Genomic DNA, 20,813 nt, shown 5'->3' with positions numbered 1-20,813 from the left:
GTACAAAAAACTAAGCCCCATATTAAAAGTGAAACGGGACTGCTACTTTTTGTTCCCACTATCAAATTGACAGTTTATTTAAGAATACCTTGCCGCATATTTATTAACTCCTTGTATAAAACTGAATCTAATTATATTCCTTAACCCTTTATTTGTCAAGCCCTTTTTAGCATTATTGACAAGAGTATCTTCCTGCATTTCTTTGATCTGGTTCTGCATATTGGTGAGTTCTTCCGTCATGGAATCAATCTTTTTCTCCAGTCCATCCACATAGCTGCATATCTCAAATACATCGTTTGCCTGCTCTTTCATGGCATTTTTCTTTAATAAGTCGAGAAGTTCTCTTATGACCTCCTCATTGGTAAGTGTTTTTCCTGCTTCCATATCCATTCTGTTTCCTCCATTCTGTAAATGGGGCAGCCTTGGCCGCCCCTGTACTCTGATTACTGATTATCGAAAGGGCGTCGCCTCTTTGTCCTTCTCTTTATCGGGATTGCCATGATGTTTCTCTGCACTCTCTCTTGCATTTTCGTTGCTCTTATCCTTTGCTTTCTCATATTCAGAGATAATCTCATTATAGAGTTTTTCCCTGAAATCCTTTGTGACCGGATAGCAGACATCCTGGTAGATTGGCTTGCCCTGCTCGTCCACCTGCTTTGTCTTATAAGAAGGCATTGATACAAAGATTTTCTCTTTGCCCTGCACGATATTGATGTTATTTACGATGAAACTGTTTTCAAAATAAATGCGTGCAAGTCCCTTGATGTTACTACCTTCCCTCTCATAAGGTGTTACAGTTACGGAAAACTCCGGCATTTCCTGTGTACGCTCCTGCTTCTGTGTCTCCTCTTTCTCCGGTTCCTTAATTCTTGCATAGGCATCAAGGATATTGGTATAGAGTTCCTCTCGAAACTCTGCTGTGATAGGATTGCACACATCCTTATAGATCACACCGTTGCTTTCATCACGCTCATTGGAGCGGTATCTTGGCATTGATACAAAAAGCTCTCCCTTATCCTTATTCTCAAGGATTGCAATATTGGTAATCTTAAATGAATCACCAAATACTACTGTTGCAAATCCTTTGATGTTGCTGCCCTCTTTTGCTCTTACTTCGTTTACTTTAATTGAATACTTCATATGCTATTCCTCGCTTTCTTTTTGTTCTTTGTTTTGCTCCGGTATGATAAGCTCACACCAAAGCTGTTCTATCTGTTCACAAGACAATCTGCCATTAAGCCAGTTGCCAAGTGTAACGACCATTCCATCCTGCTCGTAATAGAGCCACTCCTGTGTTTCAATGTTCCCCTCATACACGATAGTCACATCAAAATCAGGCATAAATAATCCTTCCTCTGCATCCCATACACAGGCTATTCCCTGTCTGAGTGTCAGATTCAGGCTTTCGACATACACAGACCAGCCGCTTACGACTATCTGAAAGTCATCATCAATCTCAGCAATATCATCCTCGATGTCAATTAGCTCTTCCATTTCTGCTACTGCCTCTTCTATCTCACCTAATCGGTATCTCTTATTCATCCATCACCGCCTCCTTATAAATGCACCTGACCACAAAACGCATGGTTCCTTTCTGGGAACAGGTAAAAAGAGTTAATTCTTTTTCTGTACCCTGTGTCTTGATGCTGTTATCATACGGATTTACTACCTCTGTCTCTATTACCTCATAGATATGCTTCAGCCCATTTTTGTCGGTTATCATTACTTCATCACCTATGGATATCTGACTTAGTGGTGTAAAAAATGTGCCATATCTGCTGCCATTATGACCGCACAATACACAGTTGCCACTTTCTCCGATTCCTGCAGTCTCTTCTATATGACCAATCCCTGCATTAAGCACTTTACTTGTGGTTCCTTCCATTACCGGATACCTGATATCTAAGCCCGGTATCTCAATGATGCCGATAACACCGCCTTCTTTAAGAATGGCTTCATCCTCTTTACTAATGGAGGTTTGCTCTTCCTCCACATCTGTTTCTTCATCGTAATCATCCTCCAATGTCTGCTCAAATTCACTTATGAGCTGTTCTGTCTGTTTTTCTCCGGTTGTCCGCCAGAAAAAAGGGACTGCCATAATGGCAATCCCTGCTGCAATCAGTAGTCCTGCGACCACTTTTCTTATGCTCATATTATTCACTCTCCTATCGTGTTCTGCCCTCTCTGTCGGCTGGATAAGCACCTTTATCCTCTGCTACAATTGCTGCAGATTCCATTCTGTCATCAGCTTCTCTTTCTTCCTCCGGTCCGCTCAGGTCTGCATCCACAGCCTTTGCGTTCTCAAGGTCAAGCTGGGCATTCAGTTTACACTGCCTAGCCAGCTTTTCTTCCAGTTCCTTGCTGTACGCAAATGGCTTGTCATACTCTGCCTTTGATGCTTCAAGGTCATTCTGGTACTGCTCAATCTTCTTTTCAAAGAAATCAATGTTCTCATGGAGTCCATTGAACAGGTTTTCCAGCTTCACCATGCTGCCGACAGGACTTGTGGAAAGCTCTGCTTTATACTCTGTCTTTCCACGAAGCACCATATAATTGATGCCAAGGAAGTTCTTTTCCACAAGCAGCTCAAATCCGTGGAATTTACCGATTACAGTTGTCTCTCCGGTCTTACATTTACTGATTGCTTCAAGCATCATCGTTCCGCCATCCACACGCTCTGTGTAAGTTACTTTGCCTATGGTAATGGCAAATTCCGGATTATCAATCAGCTCTTTATCCCTTGCCTTTACATCCTCTCTTACATTGGCAAGCTTTTCTGTTGCTGTCTTAATCAGCTTCGGATACTTAATCATAAAGTTATCCTGCAAGCCATATCTCTGATTGTCATAGGATGCCTTTAAGAGCTTTAATCTCTGGACATCATTGTCAATCTCCATCTTTTCCTTGATTAAAGGATTGCCTGTGGCAACCGCTTTAATCTCTGCATAGGAAAGTGTTGCCTCGTCGATATCCTCACAGCTTCGGCTTACAGCCTTGCTTGTCATGACCTGACTGATGAATCGCTGCTTATTTTCAACAAGCGACCAGTTGTATGCATCAAATGTCCCTTTGGTGACATATCTGTAGATTGCCACCTCTTCATTTTCATTACCCTGTCGTATGCCTCGTCCTTCCCTCTGTTCAATAGAAGAAGGCTTCCAAGGGCAATCCACATGATGCATTGCAACAAGGTGTGTCTGCACATTGACACCTGTTCCACACTTGTCCGTTGAACCGATAAGAACCTTCTTTTTACCTGTCCTCATCTCCTTAAAAAGTGCGTCCCTTTGTGCATCCGTCTTGGCATCATGAATAAAAGCTATCTCATCTGCCGGAATACCATACTGGATCAGTGTTTCTTTCAGATAATCGTAGATGGTAAAGTCCTTATCTGGTCCCGGTGTGCCGATGTCCGAAAAAATAAGCTGGCAGCCTATATGACCATCAGCATTTCCTTTCTCATATTCTTTCCATACATTCTCCGCTACCTTATTGAGTTTTCCATCCGGATTGTTCGGCGCATCCTTATCAATCAGTCTGGCATCCGTTCCAAGAAGTCTTGCCTCATGGGTAATCTTTAGAAAGTTATCCACGCTTGGATCAACTCCACCGCCTCTGATACGCTCTGCCCTCACAACAAAGTCTTCCATGACCTGCTTCACATACCAGTCAGGCTCCGACTCCACTATAATAGGCTTGCCGCCACGGAGAGCTGGCACATCAAGGTCAAGCATGTCTGCGGTCTGCACATCTGCTACCTCACGGAAGATATTCATAAGCTCCGGCAGATTCGTAAACTTATTAAATCTGCTCTTAAAACGAAATCCGCTTCCCTCTACAGTAAGCTCAAGTGCTGTTGTCACTTCACCAAAGTTTGCTGCCCAAGAATCAAAGTGATAAATCCCCATCTCTTCAAGTGCCGCTTTCTGTAAGTAAAGCTGCATGACATACATCTCACACATGGTATTGGATATTGGTGTACCTGTTGCAAACACAATACCCCTGCCATCATTTATCTCAGACAAATACTGGCATTTAAGCTGCATATCCGTTGACTTCTTAGCTCCGCTACTGCTGATACCTGACACATTATTCATCTTGGAAAAAATCGCAAGGTTCTTAAAATTATGTGCTTCGTCTACCATAATAGAATCTACACCCAGTTCCTCAAAGGTAATAAGGTCATCCTTCCTGCTCTCATCTGACAAGGATTTCAGCTGTTCCTCCAGTTTTTTCTTCTGGCTTTCCATCTGCTTTACAGTCCATCGCTCTCCGTTACGCTCCTTCATCTCATCAATCGCATAGCTGATTTCATCAATCTGCTCGTTAAGCATTCGCTCCTTTCTCTCTGCGGAGATTGGGATTTTCTCAAACTGTGAGTGTGACATGATGATACAGTCATAGTCACCAGTTGCAATCCTTGATACGAACTGCTTTCTGCGGCTTTTTTCAAAATCACGCTCCGTGGCAACTAAGATATTTGCTGACGGATAAAGCCTTAAAAACTCTGATGCCGTCTGACCGATAAGCGGCTTTGGTACAACCATGATTGTCTTATTGGCAAGTCCAAGTCTCTTCTGCTCCATGCAGGCAGCCATCATCTCAAATGACTTTCCGGCACCGACACAGTGTGCCAGCAGAGTATTTCCCCCAAGAAGAATTCTTGCCACCGCATTTTTCTGGTGTGGCTTTAACTCAATCGCCGGATTCATTCCCGGAAACTGTAAGTGACTTCCGTCATACTCACGCAGGCGGATGTTATTAAATGTCTCGTTGTAATACTCCACATATTTCTGTCTTCGCTCCGGCTCTGCAAACAGCCACTCCTTGAACTTCTCCTTGATCATGTTCTGCTTTTCCCTTGCAAGCATTGTCTCATTCTTATTGACTTCGTAATGATACCTGCCATCACCGTCATCAATCCTGTCCCTGACTGTTACTGTCTTTAGATTCAGCGTATCCTCAAAAATAGAATAAGCATCCATGCGGCTTGTACCATAGGTCTTAGTAGCCGCCACTGAATGCTTATCCATGCTTTTATTCTCGATGAACCATTCCATGCTCATCTTATTTAAGTGTACCTGAATGCCTGTATTGTAAAACTGGCTTCTGACTGCCCTTGCCCGTCTTGGTGTATTGAGAAGCTCATAGATAAACTGCTCATAATCAAGCGGCTCAATCCATGTCGTGCCAATCTTTACATCAATATCCGAGGCTTCAATCCACTCCGGCTGTACCTTTTCAAGTGCTGCCACATTGCCTGCAAATTTTTCTGCCTGCGGATTGCCTGTATCCGCTGCCATAGCCTTTGCTACACGAAGCTTGTCTCTCACATTGCCGGAAAGATACTCGTCTGCCGTCTCCCAGCCGATGTCGGGATTGTTCTCGTTGTAGCGGTCGGGATTTAGGAAAATCAATCCATCCAGCTCTTCCACAAGAACTGCCCTTCTAAGCTCTGCCAAAGCATCATCACTAAATGTTATCTCATCAGCTGTCTGCCCGGACTTTTCTGCAAGTTCTTCCTTTACATTAGTAATATCCGGCTCATAGATAGAGAGCATATAGGCAAGATTTACATATCCAAATTCATTGACGGATACATTCAATGCTTCCACAGCAGTCTCAACCCTGTCTATGACAGTCTTTGCCTTAATCGTCTGCTTATAAAACATATCCGCTTTTTTCACCTCCCCGTCTTCATTTACTTCTTCAAGACTGCAAAGAAGTGGGTAATCGCTGTCATCTCTGAAAGCTATTCTGTTTGCTTTTGAAGTAATGGCTCCATACTGCTTTACGAAGGCATCATATTTTACATTAAGAAGTCTCTGCTTATCAGAAAGCTCCTCCTCGCTGCAGCCATCCATCTGGATATCAATCAGATCTCTTGTTATCTGTCTGATTTCATCAAGGCTTCTGATTCGCTCCTCGGCAGTCTGTGATACTTCTTTTCTTACCATCTCGGAATTTTCCCTGTAATAGAGTTTTCCTTCAAAAAATGTGTAAGTGTAGTTTCTCACATCCGGATCAGCCGGGATAACTTCCTCCGTCTGCTCCGCCTCATCTGCCACTCTCTCAAAATCTGTCATCTGGGCTTTGATATTACCGATAGCTTTGTTTAATGCTTCATAAATATTGAAGTTCTCATCATCATTCACGCAGACTGTGTATCTGCTGTCCTGTCCGTAAATCCTTGTGTCATATTCCATAGATCCAAGCATCATTTCCGGATGCTCTGCAAAATAAGAGTTGACTGCAATGCCATTCTCAGTTACACCAAGGTGTACCCAGTCCGGCTCAATATCAATCTTTCTCTCCCTTTTCTGCAAAAACAGGATATCTGCTGTCACTTCGGTTCCTGCATTATCTTTAAATGCAGTATTCGGAAGTCTTATCGCTCCCACAAGCTCTGCTCTTTCAGCCAGATACTTTCGGATAGTAGGATTTGCCTTATCAAGTGTTCCCTTTGTGGTAATCACCGCAACCATGCCTCCCGGTCTTACCTGATCAAGTGCTTTTGCCAGAAAATAATCGTGGATACGGAAGTTATACTTGTTGTACTTCGGATCAAAAACCTTATAATCACCAAATGGCACATTTCCGACAACTACATCAAAGAAGTTATCCGGATATGTGGTATTCTCAAATCCTGTGATACTGATATTGGCATTCTGATAAAGCTGCTTTGCAATTCTTCCCGAAATGCTGTCAAGCTCCACCCCATACAGCTTACTTCTCTGCATAGGTGCCGGCATACTCCCAAAGAAGTTACCGATACCCATAGATGGTTCTAATACATTGCCGCCTCTGAAACCAAACTGGACAAGTGCCGAGTTCATGCACATGGCAATCTCCGGTGAAGTATAAAAGGCATTGTTTACTGTTGCCCTAGCTGCAGCATACTCTTCATCCGATAACATCTCTTTGAGTTCTTTGTACTCTTTGCTCCAGCCTGCGTTTTCCTCGTCAAATGCCTGTGACAGTCCGCCCCATCCGACAAACTTCGACAAGGTTTTCTGTTCCTCCGGTGTTGCAAGCCTGTTTTCTGATTCAATCTGCTTTAAAGTACGAATTGCATCCATATTCCACTGATATCTGGTCTTGGCACCGCCTTTTTCCATTTCCCAGAGATTGTAATGGAAGTTGTGCTTCGTCTGCCCGGCAACATTCTTCTCATTTTCAAGACTTTCTACTTGCTGTACTGGTTCCTGCTTTGGTGTAAAATCTACAGTTTCCTGTGATTCTGTATCAGCCTGAATATCATCCACAGATACTGATACCACATCATCTGAAACTACATGTCCATTCTCATCAATCTTGGTTTCCCATCCATTCGCTATTGCTCTTTCCCTGGTTTCAAGACGATTAGCTTTTACACTATCCTCGATGTCAAAGAATCTCTTATAGACCGGATTCATCTTATCCCTGTCAGCCTTCTGCTTTATCTCTTGATAATACTTTTTCTGGTCTTCTCCGCAGTAAAATGGCTGTTTTACCATATAGGATAAAATCTCATATAACTCACGCCAGTCGAGAGCACCTTCCTTACGCACACCATTCCTGTTCTTATAGCTGATCTTCACATATCCACTTCTGATTGAGTACTCCACAAGACCATACTTATTGTTGGAATATGCCTTTCTTTCTGCATTATCTGTCCCTAATGCAATATCCCTGATAAGGTCAAGTTTATTGGGCATAAATGCAAAATCAGACTGCACCACATCCATAAGGAATGCCCTAAACGGAGTGTAGCAGCTGCAATCTGTTACAAGAATCTCCGCCGCATCACGCAGGTCTTCATCAAGCTCTGCAATACGCTTGGCATAATCAATCGGTGTAATATACTGAAGCTCTGATGGATCTTTTTCAGTTGTTTCAGCTTCTATCTCTGCACCATATTCTGCCTGTGTTACCATGCGGTCTTCATCGGCAGTTTCCTGTGGTGTCATGCCTTTTGCACTTACATAATCTCTGTTAGAAGCATAGCTCTCCGGCTCATCCGGTATTGCATAATCATCAATCTCTGATTCTGCCTCCTCCGGTTCCACTTCCCGGTATTCGGCATCAATGACCTCATCATCCTCACGGAGTCCGTCCATCGCAAGCTCATCAATACGAGGTGTCTCAGGCTGGTATTCCCCTGTAAGAATAAGGACACCAAGCTCTTTTTCGATATCTTTCCACGAAACATATCCTTCAACCTCTCCATCCTCATCTCGCCACTGAAAACGCAGTCCATTCCCATGAAATGTGTCATATCCGTGCAGTCCCAGTCCGTCAACCGGCCAGCCTGCACCTCCCTGACCATATTCTGCTTTGATACGCTTTGCCCTGGTTCCTGCATCAATCTCAGTTTCAAAAATCTTGCATACCCTGCCCTTGCCACCGATAAAACCTGTACCTCTCATAAGCACCTGTTTGATATACTCACTTGGTACTGTTGCAGACTTTTTGGGATTCAGGTAATTGTATTTACCTGCTAATGCAGCTTTTCTGTCCTGCTCGAACTGACGCATAAACTGATTATTGTTTTCGTCCTCAGTATGAATAGTGCCAATGCTTGCCTGCCCATTCTGGTCGAAAAAAAAGGAAGCCTGTGTATATTCGGCTTCCTTACTAACACCCAATGAATTGATTTCATCAAGTTCCCTATTCAGTTCTGTATCATCTGATTCTAGTGGAATCGCATCACTATCTGATTCAGTACCACTTCCTCTGCCTGCATCTTCGCCTGCTCTCTTATCTTCCACATCTCCATTGTCGATGACGGATTCTGTGGCTTGTGCTTCGCCAGATACTGCATCTCCAGCTGGTCGTACAGCTGGTTCGCTTCCTCCTCTACCGCTGACATCTTCTCGTACATCTTCCCGAATCTCATCAGCGTCTTGTATCTTGCCGGCTCGTTCTCCTTTAGATAGTTCATCGCCATCCTTCCGTATTTGCCCAGCTTCGTGAGATCCTCCGTCTCGTCCGGCATCTCTATCTGCGGATAAAGCAGTCCGTCCACTTCCTTGTAAGTCATTTCTTCTAACATATCCAATTCTCCTTTCGCTCTCGATTGCCTTTAAGTTACGACTAAATTCTCTAAGAACACTACAGGAGACATCGCATACAATGGAACCAAGACGGTAAATGATCTCTTCGTCTTTGATATTTACGATCTGACTAAAATCCTGTTCTTGCACAGATAAGTCAAATCCGCATCTCGTCCCTACAGCATACATGACACTTGCATATACAAGCTGCTCCATGTCCATTTCCTGCTGTAAGCCATTGCGTTTCTTACTTTCTTCCTTTATCACACTACCTGATAGCTGCATAAGTTCGGTCATTCGGTCTCCGAACTCTTCTTTTATTATAAGCCAAACATCTGTTCCTGTAAACTGTTTTAATATATTTTTTAGAGACTCCCTGTCGCTGTTATCGTACTGCTCAATCTGACCTTCTGACACAAGAAAATCCACATAATCCTTAAGATTTTCTCCCTCAAGGTCCCATGTCAGCTTAACATTCTTCCCTCCGGTATCACTGATATCAAAGATATATCTCATACGGGGATTCAGTGCCCTTGACGGGAAAATGGCACAGCCTTTCGCACCACGCTTTACATATCTTCCCACCTTTTTCCAGGTATCATAATCTGCCATAAGTGTGCTTCTCTCCGGAGATCTCTGAGCTGTTACCATAACGATATTGTCAAATTCATAGCGGTACAACTGACCTGCAACCTTTAAAACATCTTTCCAGTTCTTATCTGTTCTGGTGATGTTACCAATTTCAGAATCGTATATCGCTTTGACCTTCATATCAACGCCCATACCTTTGTCCTCCTCTACTTAAACATCTCTGCAAACAATCCCTTAAAGAGCTTTAACTCATCCTTATCCAGCTCGATTGCAAATTCATTGTCGATTGCCTGTTTTTCGCATTTATCCTTTTCCTTTGCAATCTTACGCACCACACGAAGAAGCACATAGCACTCCTTGGACTTTGCAATGCTCTGTTTAAAGGTCAGCTCATCCTCATCGACTGACTTCTGTGTCTGATAGATAATCTCTTTTAACTTATCATTGATACCATCTACTTCCTCAAGGGAAATAATAACGGATGCCTTAGAAGCACCCGATCTGTCCCACTCCTTATGAAGTTCCTTTACTAAAAACTCCATGTTCTTAATTACTGTTGTTGAATCACTTTTCATCTTGCTCTTCCTCCGTTTTCTTTTAATGAAGAAGGGAGCTGACTTTCGCTGATAGGTGCAAAATCAACTCCCTTCATGTCCTCTGCTCCAAGGACTATCTGCTCTGCATAATACATATCCATTGCCTTATTGATGGCATCGTCAAGCGACTCTGCCTTTACTTTCTGTACTCGTGAAAGCACTTCTTTTATCTCAACATCAAATTCCTGTTCCATATGATATCGCCTCCTGTAAAAATCTCATCACCGGCTCTTTTCTTCCTTTACCTGTCTTTCCTTAAAGCCTTCATCGTACTTTCCATCTTCCAGCCTGTCGTAAAAACAGTCCTCTTCAATCGTTCCAAAATCCTCATACATCTGGTGAAGGAAGTCATTCTGCAGCTTCTTTGGTACATCATCATCCTTTGACATATCCTGATAAAAATAGAACTTCTGCTTTAGCTTTGCCCTGTAATCATAGATATCCTCTATCTTTTCCGGTGTGCCATACTCCCTCTTGTATGCCTTGAAATTTGTAGTTGAAAGTGTGGAACCTAGATAAATGCCATGCTCCCACGATACCCCGATTGTGGTATTGTCCTTTGTAGGCTTCTCATCCTTCGGATAACGCTTATACTCTGTCGCACCAAGGGCGATTGTAAGGGAACCTGACTTCATATCCATCACCACAAGATTCCTTGGTGATAATGCTTCAAGCACCATGTAATCATGGTCATTGAAGTTATGAAATGTCTGTCCCCTTTCAAATGAGCGGTTCTCCATTTCATAATGCAGGTTAAAATCATCCACCCAGCCCTTATCGGTCATTCCAATCTCCTTAAGCTTTGCAACACATTCAGAAGAACTGGCTTCTTTATCAAACCGGAATTCTTTGGAATCGTTATAAAATCCCTGAAGAAAATGTCCGAGCTGAATATCATCCAGACAGAATCTCGCAGATACAGTTACATTTGCTGCCCTGTAATACTCTGTGAAGTTATCTGCTTCACCAAGTGTCCTTCCAAGCTGCAACAAATTTTCTGCAAGCTCTGACATATCATCAATTGCTATAAAACTCTTATAATCATCCAGAGTCATCAGCATATTTGTCTCTGTTCCCCTGTCGTTTTCTGTTACCAGTATCATATCTTTTAAATCCATTCTTACCTCCAGTCTCAGAGAGGGACTATGCCCTCTCTGCAAATTTCCTGTTATGGTCTTCCTATCACAACAATCTTTCCTGTGCTTGCCACATCCCTGTAGACCACACCAAGACTTTCATTAAGTGCCTCTACCACCTTGCCATTTCCGACATATACTGCCACATGGCTGATGTTCTTATATCTTCCATTGCTTGTAAAACTGTAAAAGATAAGGTCTCCCGGCTGTAACTCATCAAAGGAGACAGTCTTTCCGGCTTCATCAAGTCCCTGTGCCTCCGCTGCCGCTGTGGTTGCACCGCCATAACTAATATCCACGCCTGCATCTTTCCATGAATAATAGGCTAAGGAACTGCAGTCATAATAGTTACCGCTGTCTCTTAAATCCTGACTATAAGGAAAACCAACTCTGTGTAGTGCATAGGAGCAGACTGTTTTCTGCCTGCTGTCTGTAATTTCGTTTAGGATGGCATTGATTTCATCCTCAGTCATGGAGCTTACTCCCGGACTGCCGCCTCCACCTCCACTTCCGCTTCCGGCATATCCAAGCTGTCCCATAAACTCAGGACTCATGATCTGCTCAAGCATTTCCACCTGATCAGAATTAAATCCATAGACCGAAATCATATCCCTGTACGATTTTAGTGTGACATTCACATACAGAACCGACTTCGTGACAGTAGTTACATTACCGTCTGCATCTGTTTCTTCCACATCTTTTGTTCCTGTGCTTGTGGTGTATGAACACATATCATTTACAACTGCCTGCAGCCAGCCTTTTGAAGTATCATTCATGACTGTTGCAGTATCTCCGACACCATGCTTGACCATATAGACAGCCATGATGTCATAGTAATTGCTTGGGTTTTCTTCCATACCTTCATAGTCCACATATACAAGCTCTCCAAGGTCATATCCGGTATGCTCATTCACTTTCGTATTCACATCCCGGTTAAATTCCTGCACATAAGCACTCGTTACTGTCTGCACGGTATCTCCTGATTCAAGTGGTGGCAGAAATAAAGCAAATGGAGAATTGTAAAGGATTGCTATCGCCGCAATAACCGGAACCGCAATCATGGCAACTACAAGAACAAGTAATAAAAGCACCAGTCCGACAATCGGTGCCGCTGCCTTTACCCAGGTAATCGCTTTTCGCACAATCAGATCCTTTACCAGCTTTGCCACGCTGTCTGTCTGATTCTCCTGTGCTTTCATCTTATCCAGAAAGAATTTTATCTTCCTGCTCCGGTTGGTCATCTTTTCATCCTTGACCTCTATGGACACACCTGCTGCATATCCAGCTGCTATGCCAATTGCAGTACCAACTCCCGGTGCAACCGCTGTTCCTGCCGCTGTAGCAGCTGTCTTTGAAGCAGTTTTCGCTGCAACCTTGGCAGTAGTCTTGGCTGTTTCTTTTGCCGTCTCTTTAGCTACGGTTTTGGCAGTATCTTTGGCAGCTTTCTTTGCTGTCTTTTTTGCCAGCTTCTTTCCTGCATCTACCTTCTTGATTCGCTTCTTTGCCTCGGCTGCCGCCTTTTTCCTGAAAAGTGCTGCACCCTTGGAAGCAGTTCCGGTAACAGGTCGGCTTGCTTCATATGCAAGATATGCTGCCTGCGATACCTCCTGACCACCTTCCACATGCTCCGTTACTGCCCCGGCTGCAAGTGCACCTGTTCTTCCTGCAATGTGAAGATTCGTGTTCTTGGTCTTGATGGAAGTGTTAGATTCTCTATAGTTTCGCTTAAATCTTGATAATCCTTTATTCTTCGACTCTGACTGATGAATGGTACTCTTGCGATATGACTTCTTTCTATCCGTATTAGTTACCTTTGCACCAGCTGTCTTAGGACCTCTCTCTACTGTATAGATGTTACTCCCCTTAATCTTGGCTCCCTTCGGTTCGTGGGCATGAATCTTGGCTTTCTCCTTGGTGTGAATGACCATCGGTTTGTCATCAACCTTTCTAATTTTCAATTTTCTCACCTCCTACTTTGAAAAATAAAATAAGCCGCTAGGGAGCAAAAATTACTCCTTAACGGCTATGTAAAATCATTCAATATTCAATTATTAAAAGCAACATGAAACTGAAATTTCGGGTACATCTACAAATTATAACTCTTTGATTTCTCCATTTTCAAAATAGTAAATATTCTCTCTTTTATATCCATATTTTGAACCTTGAACACTTATATGTGGCTCAAAAGTAAAATAATGAACCTCGCCAAGGCAAATTTGATTGCCCTTTTCTATATAGATTCTATCATTTTTCTGCCGAACAATTGAATGCCCCAAGTTTCCCATGAAATCAAGATTTATATACCCTTTTTCTTCTATGATACCATTTATATGATAATATAGCTCCTCGAAGGTAGTTTCCGGTGCAACAAATTTGCACATCTCCTCATGCAAATATTCTTCCATCAACAATCCTTTTTTCCATTCATCATTAGTCACATTATCAGTTTCGACAACCTTTCCATTTTCAATAATAATGGTTCTTGCATAATCGCCCCATGTATCCTCATTTTGTGGACTCAAGTCGATTGTAATAATGTCATTTTCTGCAATAACTCTTTCACTTGTAGTATATTCTTTCCCTGAAACGGATAATGTGGTTTCATCCCCAGCAAAAACAAAAGCCCCCACATCCCAATACCAAAAAGAATCAGCTCCCAATTCCATCATTTTTGTTTCACACAAATGTCTTACCTCAAGCAATGTCATGCCGGGCTGTATATTATCTTTAATGAACTCGATTGTCTTTTTCGCTATATTCTGTACCTCGGTATATTGCATAACACCCTCCACAAAATTCAAATTTTCTTTTCCCTAATAATTACAAATATTCCTTGGAAATTGCTTCCACACCATACATTTCCATAAATGCATCCAGGTCCGCTGCATCCCCAATCAACATATTCTCGTCAAAGTGTACGATAAGCATATCTTAAAATCCAGCCACATGTTCTCCGGTACAAATGATACATTTTAGAACTGCTTCCTTATTTATTTTTCATATCGAATCTTATATGCTTTCTTCTTAAAAATAGGGAATATCTAATTTATTATCATCAAGGTCGGACATTCATCCGACCTCTTGATTATACTATAGATTCTATAAAAATTCATCTGTTATCACTGCAGCATTGCTTCTTTTTTCTTCTGTTCCGCAATCTTCTCATGAATGTTGGTATTATACAGCCTGTACAAATCCGTATCCTTGCTGATCTGATTATCAAAGGGAATTACTACCGAACCACACTTAATAAGTCCCATTCCAGAGGCGGTATTAGTTACGAACCGAAGCTGTGCCTCTGATACCCCGATAACCTCCGCCATCTTTGAACTATCTGTATTTGCCTGCTTCAAGAGTGCCACAAACTCAGAGTTTGCAAGCATTGTGGTTGCTGTGTAATTCTGCAACAGATCGACAACATTCTGCGTGATACCGGTACAAAGACCTCCCTGCTTTCTTACCTTCTTCCAGAGCTGCTGCAAGTATTTTGCAGAATACTCGGAATTAAGCAGAACATGGAACTCATCAATATAGAGCCATGTTGCCTTGCCTCTCTTGCCATTCTCAACAATCCTGTTCTGAATGGATTCCATCATAACAAGCATTGTGATAGGACTAAGTTCTGTACCCAAGTCCCTGATGCCATATACTGTAAATCTGTTATCCACATCCACATTTGTCTGGTGATTGAAGATGTTAAGCGAACCATTTACGAAAAGCTCTAGTGACAGTGCAATGTCCTTTGCTTCCTCCTCCGGCTGCGCCATAAGGATATCGTAAAAATCACTCATCACCGGGATATACTTCTCTTTGCTTCTTGCAATGTCGATATACAGCTTTCTCACGCAGCGGTCAATGATTGACTTCTGTCTTGAATTTAAGCTGTCTCCGATACACTGCTCACAAAGACCAAGCATAAACTCGCCTTTTTCTCTTACCATTCCCTTGGAATCATTCGGATCAAGGCTCCATACATCCATCTCCAGCGGATTCACATAGTTATCCGTGTAAGTGGACATATTTACCACTGTTCCACCATAAGTCTCAGCAATATCAAAGTATTCGTTCATTGGATCTATGACGATTATCTCATCATCTCCCGACAAGAATACGCTGCCCATTTCCATCTTACAGAAGAAGGATTTACCGGAACCCGGCACTCCGAAAACGAAGCCATTTCCGTTTATCAGCTTCTTTCTGTTACCGATATTCACATTCTTGCTGATCTGATTGATACCATAATAGTTCCCTGTGCTGTCATTTAATTCCTGCACATTGAATGGCATAAGCACCGCAAGTGACTGGGTAAGAAGGGTACGCATTGTCTCCACCTGTCTTACACCAATCGGAAGCGCTGTGTTGAGTGCCTCCCTCTGCTTTAAGTAGTGTGTATCAATCGTACAGCTGTTACGCTTTCCGATAGTCTCCACTGTCTCACAGACGCTATCAAGCTCTTTTTTGCTCTCTGCCATAAGAATAATAGTAACTCCCACGAAGAAAAGGCACTGGTCATTCTCACGAACATCATCCATGATTTCCTCAATCTCCTTTTTCTCCGTTCTCTTGGCATATGAAATTTCCGTAGAAAAGTCGTTATTCTTATTACGGACTCTCTGCTGCTTAATGATATCCGACTCAATACCAAGGTATTTCTTCTGAAGCACCTTTGTAGTCAAATCCTTAGGAACAGGCACCACATCAATGCTCGTGATGGAATGAACCGGAAGGGAAGTAATCTCATTGATAAATCTGTCTGACAAACTGCTCGGATACTTTTTGATAAAAAGTGCCTTGCAGAATTTACTCTCATCCTCAAAATGGTCCGGGAAATATTTCACCATCCCATTGCACAGATCATTTCTAAAATCTGCTCCGACCTTCTTTGCCTTTTTGATATCAAAATCAAAGCTGCCCTCATCTCCAAGATGATAATAATCATAGAGCACTTTCAGTCTCTCATTGCCATTAAGCGGAACAATCTCTGCCCCAAGCTCAATGAAAGCCTTGTGTATCGTTGCCTCAAGGGTAGCAAACTGTGCCTTTGCCTCCTCGAAGTTCTTTCTCTCAATCGTGATTGTCAGGTATCTCTCCTGCTCAATCCCCTGTCTGCCCTCAATAATCTTCTCCTCAATGATGTCATTGTAGATTCTTCTATAATTATTGAAGCCATCGTTTTTCTCAGCAATCAGAACCTTGTCACGGAGTTCATCCATGTTTTTGTTCTTATTGTTGATCGTAATCTTATAATTACAGTCCAGCGAATTTAGGAACTTGCAATACCTCTCGAAAATACCGATCTGCTCATCCTCCGTTGCTGTCGTGTAATTGATGTCCTGAAAGCGGTAGCATTTGGAATACTTATTTTTGCTCACTTCAAAAATGCCGTTTTCAGCCACCGCCATAATCTCTATGGTTTCCTGAATGGATTTAGGTGTCTTATACAAAGGCTCACTCGCCTTCTTTAATAACTTAAATCCGTCTGTAAATAAACCCATGTCTCTAACCTCGCTTTCTTATAATGAAAGCCCGCCGGGAACTTCACCCTGCGGGCTGTGTTCCCGACCTTGCGGTCAGATACTATTCGTTTCTAATGCATTGCCTTATATGCTGCAATGCCTGCTGCTGCCGCCACAATGACTGCGACAAGTCCAAGCAGCATGTTTCTCGTCTTTTTCTTCATTGCTTCAAACTCCTCCTGCTTCTTTACAGCCGAATCAGCTGTTACAGTCTCCGGTTCAGCCTTTCTGCCTTTCTTCTTTACCTGTTCATTCTGTTCTGCTTCTAACTGCTTTATTGCAGGCTCTCCCTCTGTTGATACATAGGTAAGTGTCCTGTTCCCAAACATAAAATGCAGCTTCTTTCCCATATACTCGTAGAAATTCATCCCGTTAAAGGAATAGAATCCGCCAAGTGCAATCGGTGCCACACAGGGAATTGCCACATAAGCAGAACCCGTAAGACCGATATACTTGTAAAGAAGAAGGACGATACCGCCACCGACTACTACGCTTGCAATGGAAAATATAAGCTGCCTTGCAGTAAGTCCCATCGCAACCGATTCCTGATAGCGGTCAATATCCTTGTTTACTTCGATTACCATTGTCCCTGCCTCCTATCTTGATAAATCCTTTGTCTCCGGCTTTCTTGTCATTCCAATATTCGCCTCATACTTATCCATTCCATCCGGACACAGTTCTCTAAGCTTATCTACATTGAACAGATAAAGCGGATATTCGCAGAAACCACTCCTTTGCGTGAATCCTGTAAACTCTCCAATGTCATTGTCTGTAATAAACTTTTCAATATCCGGCATGTCATTCACATTCAGATATCCGCAGTAATTTGGTGCTGCAACCGACAAATTCACAGTCACATCCCCAAAATGCTCCTCATGTCCATCTTCATTACACATAAGACCAATAAACATTGCCCTGTTATTCATATACTGCTGGATATCAAATGTCACCTGCGTTTCTCCGGTTATGCTTGAATTATAAGTAACCTGTTTCTTTTCATTATCCATTTCTGCCTCCTTCTATAATCCAAATGCCTTGCTTGTAAGTGTCTGTGCTCCCTTCACACTTCCAACAGTCATTGCTATCGTAAATGTCATTTCACACAGATAGATAAGTGTCTGTGCCCAGTCAGCGTAACTTCCTGTAAATGCCGGAAGTCCTGCATTGATAAATGCATTACATACCACAATTGCAAGTGCCATCGTTACTGCCTCGAATACACACGAAAGAAAATATTTGCAGTAGGTAGCCATTGTATGACTGACCATTCTGTTTCCTGCCATTGTGGAGCATGCAATCGCACCAAGCGGCACAATAATCAGTATCTTTAAGAACCTGAAATACACTGTGTAAATGATAAAGAATCCACAGATAATAATGATGATTGCAAGCAAAGCTGTAAGTATCAGCATTACCAGACTCTCACCAAATCCGAGTCCCTTAATGATGTCTGCCTGTGTACTGTCAATGGCAAGCTGCGTCGTTGTCCCGGCAGATATAAGTCCCACCAGATTTCCTATGGAAGTAAAAAACGCTTTCATAATCGTGACATTATTTGCAACAAACCATTCTGCAAGTCCCAGTCGGATAAGCATACGAAATATAGACTCAAACCTCATCTCATCTTTTACATCTATGCTTTCCGAGCAGAAACCGATAACAAAGAACAGCACAACGAGGGAAGAGCCGACCGCTACAAAGACCGGCTCAATACCCTCAATAACTGCCCAAGGACCTCCGCCCTTGAAACTGACCGGTGACTGTCCAAGCATTGCAAAGACCAGGGATATCTGATTGTTCCAAAACCCAAACACCGCCTCAAGAAGTGCAAGGATCTTGTCTCCAAGCTTAAAAATATCCATACTTGTTATTCACCTCTTTCCTTTTACTAAAAGGGGAACTCTTTTTCCCCAATCTTAGAAGCCTAAGAATGTCAGTACTGTTGAAATACCAGCCATCATGACACCTGCTACAATTCCTTTCAGTGCAGAGTTCATAGTAGATGAATCCTGCTGCTGATAGGCTTGTGCGAACTCCATGACATTCTTTGCAAGAATGATGACACCAACAGCACCAATGACTGCAATGATAAGTGTCTTTAAGTTCTCAAGCGGCTGTGTTACTGCGGAAGTACCTGTACCTGCTGCAAAACAAGTAGTGCTCATAAGCATTACTCCCATAAGTGCTCCGGATAATGCCGGAACGAATCTCTTTTTAAAGTGAATGAATCTGCTCTTCATGCCTTTCTCCTCCATCTGATTGTTGTTTGTCGTAATAATCTGTTCTTTTCTCATGTTGTTTGTCTCCTTTTTGATAAAAAAATAAGCTAGCAGGGATAATCCCTAACTGGCTGTTAAAAGTTACTCTATATGATCAGGCAATGCCTGTTGTAATGATTAAATCGGGCTTTTCCCGATGTGTTTAGCTGTAACCACCTCCTTTCAAGGCGCAAAAAAAGCACCTTAACCTTTATTGGCTAAAGTGCTTGTATTAGTTTGATATTAAATTGTTGTGAGTCAGACAAACAGAAATTTAACTATTTGATTTATGTTCTTCATTATACCTATTAAGTATTAGATCTGCTCTTTTGTTTATTTTGTCCAACATGGTTTTCAAGCATTCTTCTACCTCTTCTTTTTCTAGTGGACATGGATAAGATAAAGATTGACCTTTAAAAAACGTAATTCCACTAATTCTGTTTTTTTTGACTTGGTAATACATACTCAAACAATATTTTTCTTGGTTTTTAATAAAAAAGCTATGCCAATCTTTAACGATTTTATTGTCTACTTTTTGTAAACTACCTAAGTGATAATACTCTAGGTCTTTTCCAGCATCAACACATAGTTGTATCTTATCAATCATCAACGGTAAGTAATCTCTTACATCACCTAATAGTCCTTTTACAGAATTAAACCTTTCTGGACAAGGCATAAAATTCGCTACAGTATGACACATATCTGCCAATTTTAAAATATCTGGATATTCTTTACATAAATCATTTACTTGACCTCTTTCCTCTGAGTTTTCTTTGAAGTATTTTTCTGGAAACGAATCATATCCCCAATCAGTATTATGATGTTTATAAATTTTTACATTCCCTGCTTTTGCTATACGATATTTGCCCGGATATTTTAATCTCATTGCATATGAAAAAGTTATCCAAAATGAATTAATTACATCATAACTTACATTTTGGTTCCACCCTAATTCTTCATATAATAACTTTGCACTTTTTCCATTTTCGACATCAACTTGTTCTGATATAAAATACTGGAATAATTTTTCGATTGCATTAATCTCTTTGAGATCTTTTTTTAATACATTTTTATTGATTTTCAAAAAATAATTCTCCTTCAATTCCTGATTTTCATCACAAGCTTTATAAATCTTTTCCAATATCCTCAAGCTCTTTCATAGCATCCTGATTTTTAGAAAGCTCATCCTTTGCTGTTGCATAATATGACTTCTGGAAAAGCAAATCCCATGAAAGATATTTTGCCATACAGTCAAACTGCTTATCAATCAACTCATACTGGATACTGTCAACTGGAGAACCGCCTACAACAATCGTGCCAACTTTTTTATTTTTTAACTGCATTCCCCGGCAATAACACTTATCAATAATAAGTTTCAATTGTGCTGACATTCCCCACCAATAAACCGGTGTTGCAAAAAGGATCATATCTGCGGCAGCAATTTTATCAATTGTAGGATTTGTATCATCCTTATCTACACATCCCTTAGAACATTGACAGGCACCACAGCCCTTGCATGGTGCAATATTAAGTTTGTCAGGTTCAATGATTTCAATTTCGTTTTTTTCAGATGCTCCTTTTACAAAAGCCTCAATCGCTGTAAGAGTGTTTCCTTTTCTTGCACTTCCATTTATAATGATTACTTTCATCTCGCAAAGCCTCCATTCTGCTTATCATATAA

At 41.8% G+C, this 20,813-nt stretch carries 16 protein-coding genes and 1 pseudogene; all 17 read right to left on the bottom strand.

Going from position 1 to position 20,813, the window contains the following annotated elements; genetic code table 11:
- Positions 1–153: 153 nt before the first annotated feature.
- Positions 154–390: pseudogene (locus tag KQI83_RS06580) on the bottom strand (DUF6674 family protein); the annotation flags it as partial.
- A gap of 60 nt (positions 391–450) precedes the next feature.
- Positions 451–1,140 carry a SpoVG family protein gene (locus KQI83_RS06575; protein ID WP_117477954.1) on the bottom strand — a complete coding sequence of 230 codons (690 nt, stop codon included), beginning with the start codon at positions 1,138–1,140 and terminating at the stop codon, positions 451–453.
- 3 nt (positions 1,141–1,143) lie between these two features.
- Positions 1,144–1,542, bottom strand: coding sequence for a hypothetical protein (locus KQI83_RS06570; RefSeq protein ID WP_117477953.1), 399 nt, complete (start codon positions 1,540–1,542; stop codon positions 1,144–1,146).
- Positions 1,535–2,152, bottom strand: coding sequence for a class D sortase (locus KQI83_RS06565; RefSeq protein ID WP_117477952.1), 618 nt, complete (start codon positions 2,150–2,152; stop codon positions 1,535–1,537). Before KQI83_RS06565 ends, KQI83_RS06570 begins: the two co-directional genes overlap by 8 nt.
- Before the next feature lie 13 nt (positions 2,153–2,165).
- Entirely contained in the window at positions 2,166–9,818 is a 7,653-nt protein-coding gene (locus KQI83_RS17295) for a helicase-related protein (protein WP_117606314.1), read from the bottom strand.
- A gap of 14 nt (positions 9,819–9,832) precedes the next feature.
- On the bottom strand, positions 9,833–10,201 hold the full coding sequence (locus KQI83_RS06555) for a hypothetical protein (protein WP_106492169.1): 369 nt from the start codon (positions 10,199–10,201) through the stop codon (positions 9,833–9,835).
- On the bottom strand, positions 10,198–10,416 hold the full coding sequence (locus KQI83_RS06550) for a DpnD/PcfM family protein (RefSeq protein WP_015567852.1): 219 nt from the start codon (positions 10,414–10,416) through the stop codon (positions 10,198–10,200). The genes KQI83_RS06555 and KQI83_RS06550 overlap by 4 nt, the downstream gene beginning before the upstream one ends.
- 27 nt (positions 10,417–10,443) lie before the next feature.
- On the bottom strand, positions 10,444–11,340 hold the full coding sequence (locus KQI83_RS06545) for a hypothetical protein (protein WP_117568848.1): 897 nt from the start codon (positions 11,338–11,340) through the stop codon (positions 10,444–10,446).
- 50 nt (positions 11,341–11,390) lie between these two features.
- Entirely contained in the window at positions 11,391–13,286 is a 1,896-nt protein-coding gene (locus KQI83_RS06540; protein ID WP_117528223.1) for a C40 family peptidase, read from the bottom strand.
- Between the two features lie 165 nt (positions 13,287–13,451).
- On the bottom strand, positions 13,452–14,138 hold the full coding sequence (locus KQI83_RS06535) for a M24 family metallopeptidase (protein WP_055062581.1): 687 nt from the start codon (positions 14,136–14,138) through the stop codon (positions 13,452–13,454).
- 339 nt (positions 14,139–14,477) lie between these two features.
- Positions 14,478–16,853: a VirB4-like conjugal transfer ATPase, CD1110 family gene (locus KQI83_RS06530; RefSeq protein ID WP_077326136.1), complete on the bottom strand. Its 2,376-nt coding sequence runs from the start codon at positions 16,851–16,853 to the stop codon at positions 14,478–14,480.
- Positions 16,854–16,945: 92 nt separating this feature from the next.
- A complete protein-coding gene (locus KQI83_RS06525) occupies positions 16,946–17,458 on the bottom strand; it encodes a PrgI family protein (protein ID WP_055062573.1) in 513 nt (170 codons plus the stop codon).
- Between the two features lie 12 nt (positions 17,459–17,470).
- Positions 17,471–17,881: a DUF4313 domain-containing protein gene (locus KQI83_RS06520; RefSeq protein WP_055062572.1), complete on the bottom strand. Its 411-nt coding sequence runs from the start codon at positions 17,879–17,881 to the stop codon at positions 17,471–17,473.
- Between the two features lie 12 nt (positions 17,882–17,893).
- On the bottom strand, positions 17,894–18,736 hold the full coding sequence (locus tag KQI83_RS06515) for a hypothetical protein (protein ID WP_004611540.1): 843 nt from the start codon (positions 18,734–18,736) through the stop codon (positions 17,894–17,896).
- Between the two features lie 54 nt (positions 18,737–18,790).
- Positions 18,791–19,168, bottom strand: a complete 378-nt coding sequence (locus KQI83_RS06510; RefSeq protein WP_005340540.1) for a hypothetical protein — start codon at positions 19,166–19,168, stop codon at positions 18,791–18,793.
- Positions 19,169–19,406: 238 nt separating this feature from the next.
- Positions 19,407–20,216 (bottom strand): hypothetical protein, encoded by an 810-nt coding sequence (locus KQI83_RS06505; protein ID WP_147352957.1) that lies wholly within the window; start codon positions 20,214–20,216, stop codon positions 19,407–19,409.
- A gap of 40 nt (positions 20,217–20,256) precedes the next feature.
- The gene (locus tag KQI83_RS06500; RefSeq protein WP_014081098.1) at positions 20,257–20,781 is read right to left on the bottom strand and encodes a flavodoxin family protein; all 525 of its coding nucleotides are present in this window, start codon (positions 20,779–20,781) and stop codon (positions 20,257–20,259) included.
- Positions 20,782–20,813: the final 32 nt, after the last annotated feature.

The organism is Roseburia sp. MSJ-14 (genome assembly GCF_018918225.1).
Classification (GTDB): domain Bacteria; phylum Bacillota; class Clostridia; order Lachnospirales; family Lachnospiraceae; genus Petralouisia.
This window is presented reverse-complemented; position numbering and strand designations above follow the sequence as displayed.